13 protein-coding genes are annotated in these 14111 nt (G+C 69.7%); 8 read left to right on the forward strand and 5 right to left on the reverse strand.

Going from position 1 to position 14111, the window contains the following annotated elements:
- The 6 genes from HBK84_RS11140 to pknB are packed head-to-tail and all read left to right on the forward strand — an operon-like array spanning position 1 to position 9065.
- Positions 1 to 522 (forward strand): FHA domain-containing protein, encoded by a 522-nt coding sequence (locus HBK84_RS11140; RefSeq protein ID WP_131333633.1) that lies wholly within the window; start codon positions 1 to 3, stop codon positions 520 to 522.
- A gap of 3 nt (positions 523 to 525) precedes the next feature.
- Positions 526 to 2100: a PP2C family serine/threonine-protein phosphatase gene (locus tag HBK84_RS11145; RefSeq protein ID WP_144998546.1), complete on the forward strand. Its 1575-nt coding sequence runs from the start codon at positions 526 to 528 to the stop codon at positions 2098 to 2100.
- Entirely contained in the window at positions 2097 to 3827 is a 1731-nt protein-coding gene (locus HBK84_RS11150) for an FtsW/RodA/SpoVE family cell cycle protein (protein WP_144998549.1), read from the forward strand. Before HBK84_RS11145 ends, HBK84_RS11150 begins: the two co-directional genes overlap by 4 nt.
- Complete coding sequence (locus HBK84_RS11155; RefSeq protein ID WP_064845630.1) at positions 3824 to 5266, forward strand: penicillin-binding protein 2; 1443 nt, start codon at positions 3824 to 3826, stop codon at positions 5264 to 5266. Before HBK84_RS11150 ends, HBK84_RS11155 begins: the two co-directional genes overlap by 4 nt.
- Entirely contained in the window at positions 5263 to 7074 is a 1812-nt protein-coding gene (locus tag HBK84_RS11160; RefSeq protein WP_144998555.1) for a protein kinase, read from the forward strand. Before HBK84_RS11155 ends, HBK84_RS11160 begins: the two co-directional genes overlap by 4 nt.
- A gap of 5 nt (positions 7075 to 7079) precedes the next feature.
- Positions 7080 to 9065, forward strand: a complete 1986-nt coding sequence (gene pknB / locus HBK84_RS11165) for a Stk1 family PASTA domain-containing Ser/Thr kinase (RefSeq protein WP_167318919.1) — start codon at positions 7080 to 7082, stop codon at positions 9063 to 9065.
- A 91-nt stretch (positions 9066 to 9156) separates the two neighbouring features.
- On the opposite strand, the gene HBK84_RS11170 is transcribed toward pknB, so the two are convergent.
- Positions 9157 to 9798, reverse strand: a complete 642-nt coding sequence (locus tag HBK84_RS11170; protein WP_144998561.1) for an aminodeoxychorismate/anthranilate synthase component II — start codon at positions 9796 to 9798, stop codon at positions 9157 to 9159.
- Between the two features lie 189 nt (positions 9799 to 9987).
- Between HBK84_RS11170 and HBK84_RS12705 the strand changes: the two genes are divergently transcribed.
- Both HBK84_RS12705 and HBK84_RS11180 read left to right on the forward strand, forming a co-directional pair.
- The gene (locus HBK84_RS12705; protein WP_186317209.1) at positions 9988 to 10731 is read left to right on the forward strand and encodes a cell division protein CrgA; all 744 of its coding nucleotides are present in this window, start codon (positions 9988 to 9990) and stop codon (positions 10729 to 10731) included.
- 40 nt (positions 10732 to 10771) lie between these two features.
- A complete protein-coding gene (locus HBK84_RS11180; RefSeq protein ID WP_144998563.1) occupies positions 10772 to 11023 on the forward strand; it encodes a hypothetical protein in 252 nt (83 codons plus the stop codon).
- Positions 11024 to 11134: 111 nt separating this feature from the next.
- Here HBK84_RS11180 and HBK84_RS11185 read toward each other — a convergent pair whose 3' ends face one another.
- From HBK84_RS11185 to HBK84_RS11200, 4 genes are all read right to left on the reverse strand, one after another.
- On the reverse strand, positions 11135 to 11689 hold the full coding sequence (locus tag HBK84_RS11185) for a YceI family protein (protein ID WP_167318920.1): 555 nt from the start codon (positions 11687 to 11689) through the stop codon (positions 11135 to 11137).
- Between the two features lie 152 nt (positions 11690 to 11841).
- Complete coding sequence (locus HBK84_RS11190) at positions 11842 to 12501, reverse strand: flavin reductase family protein (protein ID WP_183085804.1); 660 nt, start codon at positions 12499 to 12501, stop codon at positions 11842 to 11844.
- A gap of 222 nt (positions 12502 to 12723) precedes the next feature.
- Positions 12724 to 13251, reverse strand: coding sequence for a flavin reductase family protein (locus HBK84_RS11195; protein WP_144998569.1), 528 nt, complete (start codon positions 13249 to 13251; stop codon positions 12724 to 12726).
- 141 nt (positions 13252 to 13392) lie between these two features.
- A complete protein-coding gene (locus tag HBK84_RS11200) occupies positions 13393 to 14103 on the reverse strand; it encodes an alpha-ketoglutarate-dependent dioxygenase AlkB (RefSeq protein ID WP_064845637.1) in 711 nt (236 codons plus the stop codon).
- Positions 14104 to 14111: the final 8 nt, after the last annotated feature.

The raw sequence follows: 14111 nt of genomic DNA on the forward strand, positions 1-14111 counted from the left end.
GTGTCCGAACTGACCGTGACCCTGCTGCGCTACGGATTCCTGGCGCTGCTGTGGATCTTCATCGCCGCCGTGGTCTTCTCCCAGGCGCGTGACCTGACCGTGGGCGGCAAGGCCCGCGCGGCCGTGCGCGGTGGCCGCGAGAAACTGCGTGACGCCCGCGCACGGGAACCCCGCCAGGAGGCACCCCAGAACCCCCGCCCCGCCGCCCCCACCACCGGGGGTGCGCGTACGCGCGCGCAACAGCTCGTGGTCGTGGACGGCCCGCTCGCCGGGCGTAGCTTCCAACTGGGATCGGCCCCCGTGATGCTGGGCCGTTCCGCAGAGGCCACCATCCCGCTCGAGGACGACTACGCCTCGGGGCGCCATGCCCGCCTGTTCGCGCAGGGATCCAAGTGGTTCCTGGAGGACCTCGGGTCCACGAACGGCACCTACCTGCAGGACCAGCGACTGTCCCGCGCCACCGTGGTGGACCCGGGTGCCCGGTTCCGGGTGGGGCGCACCGTGATGGAACTGAGGCCGTAGCCCATGCCCATTGCTTTCCGATATGCTGCTCGCTCCGACGTGGGCCGGGCCCGTTCCAAGAACGACGACTCCGCCTACGCCGGCCGCTACCTGGCCGTCGTCGCGGACGGGATGGGTGGTCACGTGGGGGGTGACGTCGCCTCGGCCTCCGCGGTGATCGACCTGACCCACCTGGACCACGCCGGTTACGACGGTGACGCCGAGACCGTGCTCGCGGACGAGATCCAGAACGCCAACCAGAACCTCGCGAAACTCGTGCAGTCCAATCCACGGTTGGGCGGGATGGGCACCACCGTGACGTCCCTGCTGATCGACGGGGACGTGATCTGCGTGGCGCACATCGGGGATTCCCGCGCGTACCGGTTGTCCGAGGCCGAGGGTTTCGAGCAGGTCACTACCGACCACACGTTCGTCCAGCGGCTGATCGACGAGGGCCGGTTGCAGCCCGAGGAGGCCGAGACCCACCCCCACAAGAACGTGCTCATGCGGGTGCTCGGTGACGTGGACGCCTCCCCCGAACTCGAGGTGCGCACCGTGCGCCCGGCCGTGGGCGAGCGCTGGTTGCTGTGCTCCGACGGCCTCAACGCGGTGGTGAACGCTCAGACCATCGAGAACGTGATGCGCTCCACGGGGGATCTGAACCAGATCGTGAACTCCCTCGTGGAACTGACCCTGGACCGCGGGGCCCCGGACAACGTGACCGTGGTTGTGGTGCAGGTGGACGAGATCCCCCAGGGCAGCGAGGCCCACCCCATGACCGGGGAGAGCCAGGGGGCCGTACCGGATCAGTCCCGCACGTCGGACGAGCAACTCATGAGCGAGTCCGAGGTGGAGCACTGGGACGGACCCATGGACTCCCCCGTGGCCGGCGGCGGCACCGACTATCGCGAACCCGGCTACCCCCACACCACATCGCAGCCCACCCAGTCCTCGGCCTCCGTGCTGCGCCGGGACCTGGCCGAGCGTCCCCACCTGCTCGTGGGTGCCGCGGCGAACGCGACCCAGACGGGGCGTATCCCTACCGTCTCGGATTCGGCGATCCAGCGCCGCGCCACGATGCTCGCGACCTCCACGCTGGACGTGACCACCGATCCCGCCGAGGTACGCAGCCTGTTGCGTCGCAAGGGTGACGACCCCGCGCGCGGGACCAAGCGCCGTCGTGCGGCGTGGATCGTGGGTGTCGTCGTGCTCGCCCTCGCGCTGCTGCTCGGCGGGTGGGGTGCGCGCGCGTGGACCTCGTCCCAGTACTACGTGGGTGAGGACCGGGGTCACGTGGCCGTGTTCCAGGGGGTCTCGCAGTCCCTGGGTCCCATTTCGCTGAGCGAGTTGAGCGCGACCACCGAGATCCCCGTGGACTCCCTGTCCCAGTACGCGCAGGACCGCGTGCGCGCCACGATCCCCGCGGGCAGCCGCGAGGAGGCCGAACAGATCGTCGCGGACCTGGAGTCCTCGCGCGGACCCGAACCCCGCCCCACGGGCCGGGTGACGGTCACGACCCCCACACCGAACCCGTCCGCGAGCGCGTCGCCGAGTGGCTCGGCCACCCCGCGCACGTCCCCCGGGGGTGAGAACCGATGAGTTCGACCGTGAACGCCGCGCCCGAGCGCGGCACAGAGGCTCCCGTGCGCCCCAGGCCGCGGCGGATCACCGAGTTACTGTTGCTGCTCGTGGCCCTGGCGATCGGCGTGAGCGCCAACATCCTGGTGGATCCCGAACGCGCCCAAGCGGATCCCCGCCACATCATCATGAGCGGTACCGTGCTGGGCGTGGGCGCCCTGCTGGTGCACGTGGTGCTGTGGATCCGGGCGCGCTACGCGGACCCCTACCTGCTCCCGCTGGCCGTGGCGCTCAACGGGCTCGGGCTGGCGATGATCCACCGCATCGACCTGTCCACCAACCAGAGTGCCGCCAACACCCAGGTGGTGTGGACCGGCGTGGCCATGCTCGCGTGCTGCGTGGTGCTGTGGTTGCTCAAGGACCACCGGCGACTGCGCAACGTCACGTACATCATGTTGCTGCTCTCCGCCGTGCTCCTGCTGCTGCCCATGATCCCGGGCCTCGGCGTGGAGATCAACGGCGCCCGACTGTGGATCTCGGTGGCCGGGCGAACGTTCCAGCCCGGTGAGATCGCCAAGATCACGCTGGCCATCTTCTTCGCGGGCTACCTCTCGACCAACCGGGACCTGATCCTGCTGGCTGGGCGCAAGATCGGCCCCGTGCGCCTGCCGCGGTTCCGGGACATCGCCCCCATGCTCGCGGCGTGGGTGATCGCGATCGGCGTGCTGGTGCTGCAGAAGGACATGGGTACCGCCATCATGTTCTTCGGCCTGTTCCTGGCCATGGTCTACCTGGCCACGGGACGCCTGGGCTGGATCGTGTTGGGCGTGCTGCTCATGGCCGTGGGAGGTTTCGCCGCGAGCCGCATGTTCTCCCACGTGGCCCTGCGCCTGGACGCGTGGCTGGACGCCTTCAACCCGGACGTCTACAACCGCTCCCCCGGTGGCTCGGCGCAGATCGTGCAGGGACTGTTCGGTCTGGCCTCCGGCGGACTGTTCGGTCAGGGCCTGGGCCAGGGGCGCCCGGACCTGGTCTCCTATTCCAATTCGGACATGATCATCACGGCGTTCGGTGAGGAGCTCGGGCTGATCGGGCTCGGCGCGATCCTGGTGATGTTCCTGCTCTTCGCGACCCGCGGGTTGCGCGCGGCCCTGGGTACCCGTGATGCGTTCGGCAAGCTGTTGGCCGCGGGCCTGTCCTCGCTCATGGTGCTGCAGTTGCTCGTGGTGATCGGCGGTGTCACGCGGTTGCTGCCGCTGACCGGTCTGACCACCCCGTTCATGTCCGCCGGTGGCTCGTCCCTGCTGTCCAACTGGATCATCGTGGCGATCCTGCTGGCCATCTCCCACAGCGCGCGGCGCCCCGTGGTCACCGGCCCCGCCACGGACGAGGACCTCGCGACCTTCGAGCGCCGCCTCCGCGCCCGCGAGGAACGCCGCGACGACGAGCGCACCCGCACCGACGGCGCCGACGCCGCCCCGGGCCGGGAGCCGGCCACGGAGCCCACCCCGTCGCTGTCGCGGACCACGTCCGTATCCCACGACGCCGCGGCGTCCCCGGGCGCGGCGGAATCGGCATCCGCGACCGAGGCGATCTCGCGGATCACGCATCGCTCGAGCGGTTTCGCCGGCTACGGTGCCACGCGCGCCTCCCGGAGCGACCGCACCGGGGGTGACGCGGCGTCGTCGTCCGGTGAACGCGGCGCATCCGGTGGCAACGCGCACGATCAGGAAGGGGGGACCCGGTGAACAAGGCGATCCGGCGCATGTGGCTCATGGCCGTGGCCATCATGGTGGTGCTACTACTGACACTGACGTACGTGCAGTTCTTCGCGGCCAACGCCCTCCAGGCCAACCCGTGGAACAACCGCACGCTGTATGAACAGTTCGGCCGGGACCGCGGCTCGATCCTCGTGGGCGGGAAGGAGATCGCTCGCTCCGTGCCCGCGGACGGCGACTTCGCGCACCAGCGCGTCTATTCGGACTCCCCCCTGTACGCGAACCTCACCGGGTACTTCTCCCTGGTCTACGGGGCCACGGGACTCGAATCCGCCATGGGTGACCAGCTCTCGGGCGCGTCCGACGACCAGTTCTACGACCGCGTGGTGTCCCTGTTCTCCGGGAACCAACCCAAGGGCGCCTCGGTGGAGCTGACCCTGGACCCCGAGCTGCAGCGCATCGCGTACAACGCACTGGAGGGTCACAACGGCTCCATCGTGGCCGTGGACCCCAAGACCGGCGAGATCAAGGCCATGGTCTCCCGCAAGAGCTACGACGCGAACGCCCTGTCCTCGCACGACACGAACCAGGTGGTCGCCGCAGCCCAGTCCCTGAACGCGGACCCGGACAAGCCGCTCGTGAACCGCGCGATCAGCGGGGACCTGTACTCCCCCGGTTCCACGTTCAAGATCATCGACACCGTGGCCGCGCTGGAGTCCGGAAAGTACACGACCGACACCACGCTGCCGAACCCCAACGAGCTCCCGCTCCCGGACACGACAGTTAGCCTGCCCAACTACCGCCAGGGCGGGTGTGCCGCGCGCTCCCAGGTGGACCTGCGCTTCGCGCTCGAGCAGTCCTGCAACACCCCGTTCGCGCACATCGCCATGGACCTGGGCCAGGACAAGATCCGCCAGACCGCGCAGAACTTCGGCTACGGCCAGAACCTGGACATCCCGCTGCAGGTCACCCCGTCCGTGTTCCCCGAGGACATGAACCAGGCCCAGCTCGCCCTGTCCTCGATCGGACAGTACGACGTCCGCACCACCCCGCTGCAGGTGGCCATGGCCTCCGCGGCTATAGCCAACGACGGTGTGATGATGCGTCCCAGCCTCATCAAGACCGTGCGCTCCTCGGACCTGTCCGTGATCGACCAGTTCCAGGCCGAGCAGCTGCGCCGCTCCACGGACGCGGAGACCGCGCGCACCGTCAAGGACCTGATGACCTCCGTGGTCAGTAACGGCATCGCGTCCGGCGCGGCCGTGCCCGGCGTGCAGGTGGCCGGGAAGACCGGCACGGCGGAGATCGGCAGGGACGGATTGAACGATTCGTGGTTCACTGGATTCGCGCCCGCCGACGACCCCCAGTTGGCGGTGGCCGTGGTGGTCGAGGACGTGGACGTCACCACAGGGTCTTCCCTGACCAGCCCCAGTGCACGGCAACTCTTCGAGGCGGTGTTGAACAAGTGAGACCATCGTCGAACACCACCCTGGGCGGTCGTTACGCCCTGACGGAACGAATTGCCATCGGCGGCATGGGCGAGGTGTGGAAGGCCAAGGATCAGGTCCTGGGTCGGATCGTCGCGGTGAAGATCCTCAAGGACGAGTACAACGGGGATCCCACGTTCCTGCAGCGTTTCCGGGCGGAGGCCCGTCACACCGCCCTGCTCAACCACCCGGGTGTGGCCAACGTCTTCGACTACGGCGAGGACGAGGGCTCCGCGTTCCTGGTCATGGAACTCGTGCCCGGCGAACCGCTGTCCAACATCATCGACCGGCAGAAGTCGTTGGACCCGGACACGGTCTTGAACTACATCGGCCAGACCGCCCGCGCCCTGGCCGCCGCGCACGCGCAAGGGCTCGTGCACCGGGACGTGAAGCCCGGCAACCTGATCATCACCCCGGACAACCGCGTCAAGGTCACCGACTTCGGCATCGCCCGGCTGGCGGACCAGGTGCCGCTCACGGCCACCGGCCAGGTCATGGGCACGGCCCAGTACCTGGCCCCCGAGCAGGCCACCGGTCAGACCGCCACGGGCTCCTCGGACATCTACTCCCTGGGGATCATCGGCTACGAACTGCTCGCCGGCCGGCGCCCCTTCACGGGGGAATCCCAGATCGCGATCGCCCTGGCCCAGGTCAACGACAACCCTCCCGCGCTGCCGGACTCCATCCCGGACCCGGTGCGCGCCCTCATCATGTCCATGCTCGCCAAGGACCCGGAGGAACGCCCGGAGAACGCGGGCAAGCTCGCCAACGCCGTGGATGCGCTGCGCCGCGGGGACGTCACGGCCGCGGTCACGATGGTCCCGGGGATGCAGCCGTTCCTGTCCCAGGACTTCTCCGACGAGCAGCCCACCGAGGCCATCGCACCGGTCTCGGGACCGAGCACCCGGCCCATGTCCGGGACGGCCGCCGCGGGAGTGACCGGTTCGGCCGCGGCCGCGGCCCAGCCGGACCCCAAGTACAGTGCCCACCCCTCTACCGCACAGTTCGACACCGTGAACCGGCCACCGAGCTCGCAGCGCGGTTCCACCCCGCAGGGTGAGCGGCGCAAGACGTCCGTGTGGGCGTGGTTGTTGCCGCTGCTCGCACTTCTGGTGGCCCTGGCCGTGGCCGGGGTGTACTTCTTCTCCTCGCGGGACGATTCCGGCTCCCCCGCACCGGGCACCGTCACGTCCTCCACCGTGAGCCCCACCGCGAACACCGTGGTGTTGCCCGCCAACATGGTGGGCCGCGACGCGGACCAGGTCGCCTCCGAGATCACCGCCATGGGCGTGAACGTGGACAAGCGGCTGCAGCAGGGCACGGGTCAGGCGGAGAACACCGTGGTCTCCGTGGAACCCGCGGCCGGTTCGCGGGTGAAGGTCGGTTCCACCGTGGTGATGTACGTCGCGTGGACCCCGGGTGCCCAGACGACCTCGGGCGCCGGGACCGGGGGCACCGGTTCCACGCAGTCACCGCAGCAACAGCCCGAGCAGAACCAGAACACCCAGGCACCGCAGCAGACCGCTCAGCCCGCTCCCACCAACGGCGGGGGCAATGGCGCCGGTAATGGCGGCGGCGCGGACAACGGCGGGGCCGGTAACGGAGCCACCAACGGCGCCGGGGAGACCGGCCAGAACGGAGCGAACACCCAGGCGGACACCGGCGCCCAGGGGACCACGGATCAGAGCGCCCGCACCGAGGCAGGATCGGGGCAGTCCAACCCCGTGCAGGGCACCGGTGACGGGGCGCTCGCGGCTCCGAGCGCTCCCGGCAGCGGCGCGGGCGGCTGACACGCATGGGGACGTCGGGACTGCCGGATCTGATCAACGACCGGTATGAGGTCGGTGAGGTCATCGGCCGCGGTGGCATGGCCACGGTGCACGTGGGACAGGACGTGCGTCTGGGCCGCCGCGTGGCGATCAAGATCCTGCGTCCGGAACTGGCCGCGGACGAGACGTTCCACGAGCGGTTCCAGCGCGAGGCCCACGCCGTGGCGTCCCTCAACCACCACTCGATCGTGGCCATCTACGACACCGGGGAGATCCGCCCCCAGGGCCCGGACGGTGTCCTGCGCCCCTACATCGTCATGGAATACGTCCCCGGGCGCACACTGCGGGAACTCATGCACGGGCCGGGGGTCACTCCGGAACAGGCCATCGAGTACATGCTCGGCATCATGGACGCCCTGTCCTTCAGCCACCGCGCGGGGATCGTGCACCGGGACATCAAACCCGCCAACGTCAAGGTCACCCCGGACGGCAGCGTCAAGGTCATGGACTTCGGGATCGCGCGCGCCGTGGAGGACACGCAGGCCGCGCTGACCCAGTCCCAGGCGGTGCTCGGCACCGCACAGTACCTTTCCCCCGAACAGGCCAGCGGGGCCGCGGTGGATCCCCGCTCGGACCTGTACTCCGCCGCGTGCGTGCTCTTCGAGTTGCTGACCGGGCGCGCGCCGTTCGTGGGGGAATCCTCCGTGGCGATCGCCGCGCAGCACGTGCGGGACGCGCCGCCCGCGCCGTCGGCGGTGAACCCGCAGTTGCCGCCCGCCGTGGACCGGTTCATGGAGCGCGCCCTCGCCAAGGACCCGCGGGACCGGTTCGCGGACGCCGGGCAGATGCGCCGGGCCCTGCGTGAACTGGGCGGGCAACTGCCCGGCAATCTCGGGGCCACACAGCCCATCGACGTCACCCACACCGTCGATTCCCACACCAAGACCCTGCCCGCGGTGGGTGCCGGTGCCCCGGCCGCCGCCGTGACCGCCGCGGGGCGCAGCGAGGATGCCGAGCCCACCGTCTCCGCACAGTACGGCAGGTTCGACGACGACGCCGCGGCCGACGACCCAGCGCCCGTCGCCGCCCCCGCGTCCGCCTCCGCGCCGTACGAACGGCGCCGTCGCAGGCCCCTGTGGGTGGTGCCCGTGGTGCTGCTGCTCGTGCTCGCGCTGCTGGTCGGCGGAACCGTGCTGGGCGTGCGGTGGTGGCAGGACCAGCAGGTCGAACAGGTCGCGCAGGTGAGCGTCCCCCAGGTCACGGGGATGGACAGCACCACGGCGGAGAACACCCTGCGGGACGCGGGGCTGAACCCCACGTTCACCACGCAGCACAGTGACAGCGTGCCGGACAAGCACGTGATCAGCATGAGCCCCGCCGCGGGGACCCAGGTGGACCAGGGGTCCTCGGTGGCCGTCGTGGTCTCCGAGGGGCCCGAGAACGTGACCGTGCCCAACGATCTCGTGGGCCAATCCTTGGACTACGCCCGCCAGTCCCTGCAGCAGGCCGGCCTCACGGCGGGCCCGGTCAGCACGGTCAACAGCGCCACCGCGCCCCACAACGTGGTGCTCTCGACCGATCCCGGACAGGGCGTCTCGGTGGCCCGGGACAGCGCGGTCAAACTGCAGGTGTCCACGGGCAAGGTCACGGTCCCGGACGTCGTCGGCCGCAGCCGCGCGGAGGCCGAACAGGCCTTGCGGGCGGACGACGTGCGGCTCAACTACGACGTGGAGATCCGCGAGACCGAGGATGCTGAGGCTGGCACGGTGCTGCGGCAGTCCGCTCCCGCGGGGTCCTCCGTGAGCCAGGGGTCCACGATCACGCTCACGGTGGCCCGGAAGGTGACGCCCACGCCGAGCCCCACCCCGTCCCCGACGAACGAGGACGAGCCCACGGCGGAACCCACGACTCCCGCCGAACCCACGGATGCCGCACCCCAACCCACGCAGCCCCAGCCCGCGCAGCCCCAGCCCACGAGTCGCCCCACCGCATCCCGCGGGGGCGACGGCTGAGATCGGCCGGGCCTTACTGTGCGGGGCCCTGCTTCGACGGACCTCGCTCCGACGGAGTGTGCGGTCCGGGTGCCTCTGACGGAACTGGTTCTCAGGCGGTCATGAGCGGGGACAACCCCGCGGCCGCTGCGGCGGCACCGTGCTGGCCCACTTCCTCGAGCCAGTTGCCGAGCATGAGGTAGCCACCCTCCGTGAGCACGGACTCTGGGTGGAACTGCACACCGTGCAGCGGGGCGGAGCGGTGCTTGAGCCCCATGACCACCTGCCCGTCGTCGGTGGTCGCGGTGACCTCGAGGCAGTCCGGGACGGTGTCCGCGGCCACGGCGAGCGAGTGGTACCGGGTCGCGGTGAACGGCGACGGGACCGAGGCGAAGACGCTGTCCCCGTGGTGCACCAACTGGGACGTCTTGCCGTGCATGAGCTGTTGGGCGTGGCCCACGCGAGCGCCGTAGACCTCACCGAGCGCCTGGTGGCCCAGGCACACGCCGAGCAACGGTGTCCTGGTGTGCTCCGCCCAGCGGATCAGGTCCGCGCACACGCCGGCCTCCGCGGGGGCACCGGGGCCGGGGGACAGCAGGACACCCTGGTGTTCACCGGCGAGAGCGGTGGCCGCGGCGACGTCCAGGTCGTCGTTGCGCACCACGGTCGTCTGGGCCCCCAATTGCTGCAGATACCCCACCAAGGTATAGACAAAGCTGTCGTAGTTATCCACGACGAGAATCTTCACAGACACTCAAGAACTCCTGCGCGTTCACCAATTGACAGAACTCGCGCCAGTCTACGCCCGCTCGGGCGGATAGACTGAACGCCGATCTCGCGGCAGGAACCGGTCCCCGCCGCACCCGCGGGCCGCCACGGCCGCGAGCCCACCCCCGGGCCACGCCCGGACGTGGTGCCCACGCAGCAGGAGGAAAGAACGCCAGTGTCTGAGCCCAAGAAGCGCTTCGGTCGATCCCGTAAGTCGCAGGACGACACACAGGACTTCGCCCTCACGGAACGGGACCGCGAACTCGCCGCCCTCGCGGCGGAGATCCTTCCCCGCAACAGCGCCGCCGCGTCCTTCGAGCGTTCTGCCGCGCGCAAATCCGGGTCCTCGGCCGTCTCCACCAAGGATGCGGCGACCGACCACGGTCTCGCCGACGACGCCGCTGCGCCCGGTACCGGGGATGCGTCCGGTGACCCGGCTGTGCCCGCTGGCAAGACGACGTCCGTCGGTAAGAGCCGGGCAGGGAAGAAGCGGGCGGCCGCGGCATCCGTGTCCGCTGTAGCGAACGAATCCGGCATGAAGGGGGCCCGGGCCGGTACGTCCGGAGCGGACGCGTCCGGCGAGGCCGGGTCCACCGACGAGCCGGGCGTCGGCACGTCCGATACGAGCGAGGACGCGGAGACGCCCGCGGCGCGCAAGAAGCTGCAGCGGGACGAGCGACGTCGTGCGGCGAAGGCCGCCAAGGCGGAGAAGCGCGAGCGCCGGTCCACCGACTACCAGCCCACGCCGCTGTGGTACAAGGTGGTCATGATCGGGTTGATGATCCTGGGGCTGTTGTGGATCATCACCTACTACCTGTTCCAGGGCATGGTGCCCATCCCCGGGATCAGCGTGTGGAATCTGGTGATCGGGCTCGGGTTCATGCTGGCGGGGCTCATCATGACCACCAGATGGCGTTGACCCTGCCACCGATCCGCACTCGCGCCCCGCAGGAGGCCTCGTGAACACTTCCCCTCACCCCTCGTCACCCGATGACGGGCGGGGCGGCGGGCCCCCCGATCGGAACTTCCCGGACGACGACGCCGCTCCGGGACCCCTGTCCGAGGCGTCGTCGCGCCGAGGCGCGAACGGAACCCGCCGCGAGGGGTACCGGATCAACCCCGCGCGTATGGAGGTGCGGGTGCGGCGCATCGCGCTCGTGGGACTCGTGCTCGTGCCGCTGATCTACTTCATCGTGCAGTCGTTGCGCTAGCCGCGCTCCTGCCCCGCGGAACGCAAGTGCCCCATCGGTCGGACAACCGGTGGGGCACTGTTCACGCGGGGAGCGAGTCGCTCGGGCGCGAGATGCTCAGGTGCGAGTCGTTCAGTTGGCGGACTCCGGAGCGGTGAACTCCACGTCCAGGTCGATGCGCACCTTGTCGGAGACCATGACCCCGCCGGCCTCGAGGGCGGCGTTCCAGGTCACGTTGAACTCCTTGCGGGAGATCGAGGTGGAGGCGGTGAAGCCCGCGCGGGTGGTGCCGAAGGCGTCCACGGCCACGCCGTTGAACTCGGCGTCTAGCTTCACGGGCTTGGTCACGCCACGCAGGGTGAGCTCGCCGGTCACGGTGCCCTCACCGTCGTTGAGCTCCAGGCCGGTGATCTTGTAGGTCATCTGCGGGTGGTTCTCCACGTCGAAGAACTCGGCCGAGCGCACGTGGTTGTCGCGGGTCTCGTTCTTGGTGTCCACGGAGTTCATCCCCACGGCCACCTGGCCGTTGGACTGCGAAGCGTCCTCGGCCACGTTGAGCTCACCGGAGACGTCGCTGAACACACCGCGCACCTTGGAGATACCTGCGTGGCGGACGGAGAACGCGACCTCCGTGTGGGCGGGGTCCAGGGTCCAGGTTCCGGGGGTCATACCTTCGAGCGTGGCCATTCGTTTCTCCTTGGCATCGGGCGGGCCGTCGTCGGGCGGCCCAATTAGTTGATTCGGAAACTAATTTACGATCCGCTGTTTGATGCGTCAACCTATTCTGGAGAAAACTTTGGGTGAACAGCGTCACACACGGCACAGCGAAGGCCCGCCCGTCAGAGGTGCAGGTCCAGCACCGAGCTGTTGCTGAGGCCGTGGAACTGCCGCTGGTGGTACACAAGCGGGCTGCCCGAGCCCTCTTCACCCAGGACCTCCACGACGGCGGCATTGAACACGAGCGCCGGCCCGGCCTTGATCCGCGCGAGCGGGATGGCCCGCAGCACGCGGCGCACCCCGAGCAAGCGGGGCTCGCCTGTGGACAGCGTGGTCCACTCCATGTCGTCCCCGAAACGGGGTGCACCCGAAATGGCGAAGGAACGTGCGAGTTCCACGTTGTCCGAATCCAGGAAATGCACCACGAAGGAATCGGCCGTTGCCACGACGGCCGCCGAACCGCGCTTGGCCTGCAGCGAGAAGCCGAGGATCGGGGGGTCGGCGGAGATGGAGGAGACGGAGGACGCCGTGAGGCCCACGGGGCCTTCCGGCCCGGCGACCGTGATGATCGCGATGCCCGCAGGATGCTGACCGAACGCGGACTTGAACCCTTCCGTCAGGCGCGGATCGCTGTGCAGCGCCTCCGTGGGGGCCACGAGGTCCACGGCATGTGCGGCGACCCGTTCTGCCTCACCCCCGGATGCCGGGACACCGTCCAACCCCTGGCCGGGGTCGGGGGTCTCGGGATCGGCTGAGGTGTTCTGGCTGACGCGGTCCGGCATGGTGGGTCCTCTCACACGGCTGTGTTCCCGGATCGGCGGTCCGGCCGCCGTTATCCGGACAGGCTAAATCCTGCCAGGCATCTCATGTCCAACACATGGTTTCGTAGTCCACATTCTGGGCCACACGGCGCAATGAGACGTCACATTGGGGGGACACCACCGCTGCGCACCGTGCGACGAGCGATCCCCCACTTCTCACCGTACGCCCACCCGCGGCCGGGATCACCCGATGCTCTTGTACTCCCTCGCGAAATGGATCAGGGGACGGTCCGCGGCACCCGCGTCCACCCCTCGGCCCATGGCCGTGACACGCCCCACGACCACCAGGTGGGTTGCCGCGGTGTGGGTGGACACGGTGTCCAGCTCGAACCAGCTCAGGCACCCGTCGATCACAGGCGTCCCCGTGCGCTCGGTGCGGTGGAACGGGACGGTGTCCAGCAGTCCGTCCACGGGGTTGCCCGGACTCGCGAGCCAATTCGCCACGGAGCGCTGATCCGCGTTCAGCAGGGACAGGGCCCAGGATCCGGAGCCCTCCACGGCCTCGCACATCCGCCCCATGTCGTACAGGCACACGAGCATGGTGGGCGGATCGTAGGAGACGTCCGCGAACGCCGTGACGGTGATCGCGTGGTCCTTGCCCCGGTAGCGCGAGCACACCACGCCCACCCCCACCGCGTGATCGGCGGCCAGGGTGCGATAGCGCTCCACCTGCACGTCCGTGGGGCTGGGATCCAGGGTCTCGTTCTGCATGACCCCAGTGTGTCATCGCGCCCGTCGCGGCCCCGGGTCCGAGCGGGGCACCGGTTCTCGTGGCCGAGCCGCGCGCAGACCCTCGCGTTCGAGCGGGGCGCCCGACCCCGTCTGCCGACAGACGGGGTCGCTCTCAGCACGTCAGCGCGCTCGCCGGTGTCCACCCGTCATGCGTAGCGTGATGTTCAACCGCCCGCCGTTCTTCAACCCCAGGTGCAGGCCACCCGTGCCGGGGAACACTTTGGGCACGCCGTGGAACGCGTACCGGGAGGGTCCGCCGAACACGAACAGGTCCCCCGAGCGCAGTTCCACGTCCCGGTACGGAGCCGTGCGGGTCTCGGTGTTGCCGAAGCGGAACGTGCATGTGTCCCCCAGGGACAGGGACACGATGGGCGCCGCCGAGAACTCGTCCTTGTCCTGGTGCATCCCCATGTGCGCGGCGCCGTCGTAGTAGTTGACCAGCGCGGAGTCGGGGACGAAACCGCGGACGACGTCCTCGACTTCGGGGACGCCCACATCTCCCGCGTCCACCACCCCGTACGCGTCCGCCACGGCCCGCGCACCCAGGTCCACGAGCCAGTCCGGCAGGGCCGCGACCTCCGCTCCCCCGGTGGCCCCGTAGCGGTAGGGGGTCCGATTCGCGCCGAGCATGACCGACTGCACGGACATCCGACCGCCGCCCGGCATCACCTGGTGACGCATGGGGGCCGAGCGCACCCAGTCACGGCACGCGGCCACGAGATCGTGCTGCCGGGCGACGGGGAGCCAATCGGGAACGTGCACGGCCCCGGGCGCGAGCACGGTGGGCTCGCGGGGGACGGTGAACAGCTCAGTGACCTCGTACTCGGCCATGCCCGTGA

Origin of the sequence: Kocuria sp. KD4, assembly GCF_011769905.1 — a bacterium.
Lineage (GTDB): Bacteria > Actinomycetota > Actinomycetes > Actinomycetales > Micrococcaceae > Kocuria > Kocuria marina.

What these genes read in the sequence shown, in the direction of transcription:
- HBK84_RS11190 (WP_183085804.1), bottom strand. Translation starts at nt 12,501, where the DNA reads ATGCCGGACCGCGTCAGCCAGAACACCTCAGCCGATCCCGAGACCCCC.
- pknB (WP_167318919.1), top strand. Translation starts at nt 7,080, where the DNA reads ATGGGGACGTCGGGACTGCCGGATCTGATCAACGACCGGTATGAGGTC.
- HBK84_RS11150 (WP_144998549.1), top strand. Translation starts at nt 2,097, where the DNA reads ATGAGTTCGACCGTGAACGCCGCGCCCGAGCGCGGCACAGAGGCTCCC.
- HBK84_RS11195 (WP_144998569.1), bottom strand. Translation starts at nt 13,251, where the DNA reads ATGCAGAACGAGACCCTGGATCCCAGCCCCACGGACGTGCAGGTGGAG.
- HBK84_RS11185 (WP_167318920.1), bottom strand. Translation starts at nt 11,689, where the DNA reads ATGGCCACGCTCGAAGGTATGACCCCCGGAACCTGGACCCTGGACCCC.
- HBK84_RS11145 (WP_144998546.1), top strand. Translation starts at nt 526, where the DNA reads ATGCCCATTGCTTTCCGATATGCTGCTCGCTCCGACGTGGGCCGGGCC.
- HBK84_RS11200 (WP_064845637.1), bottom strand. Translation starts at nt 14,103, where the DNA reads ATGGCCGAGTACGAGGTCACTGAGCTGTTCACCGTCCCCCGCGAGCCC.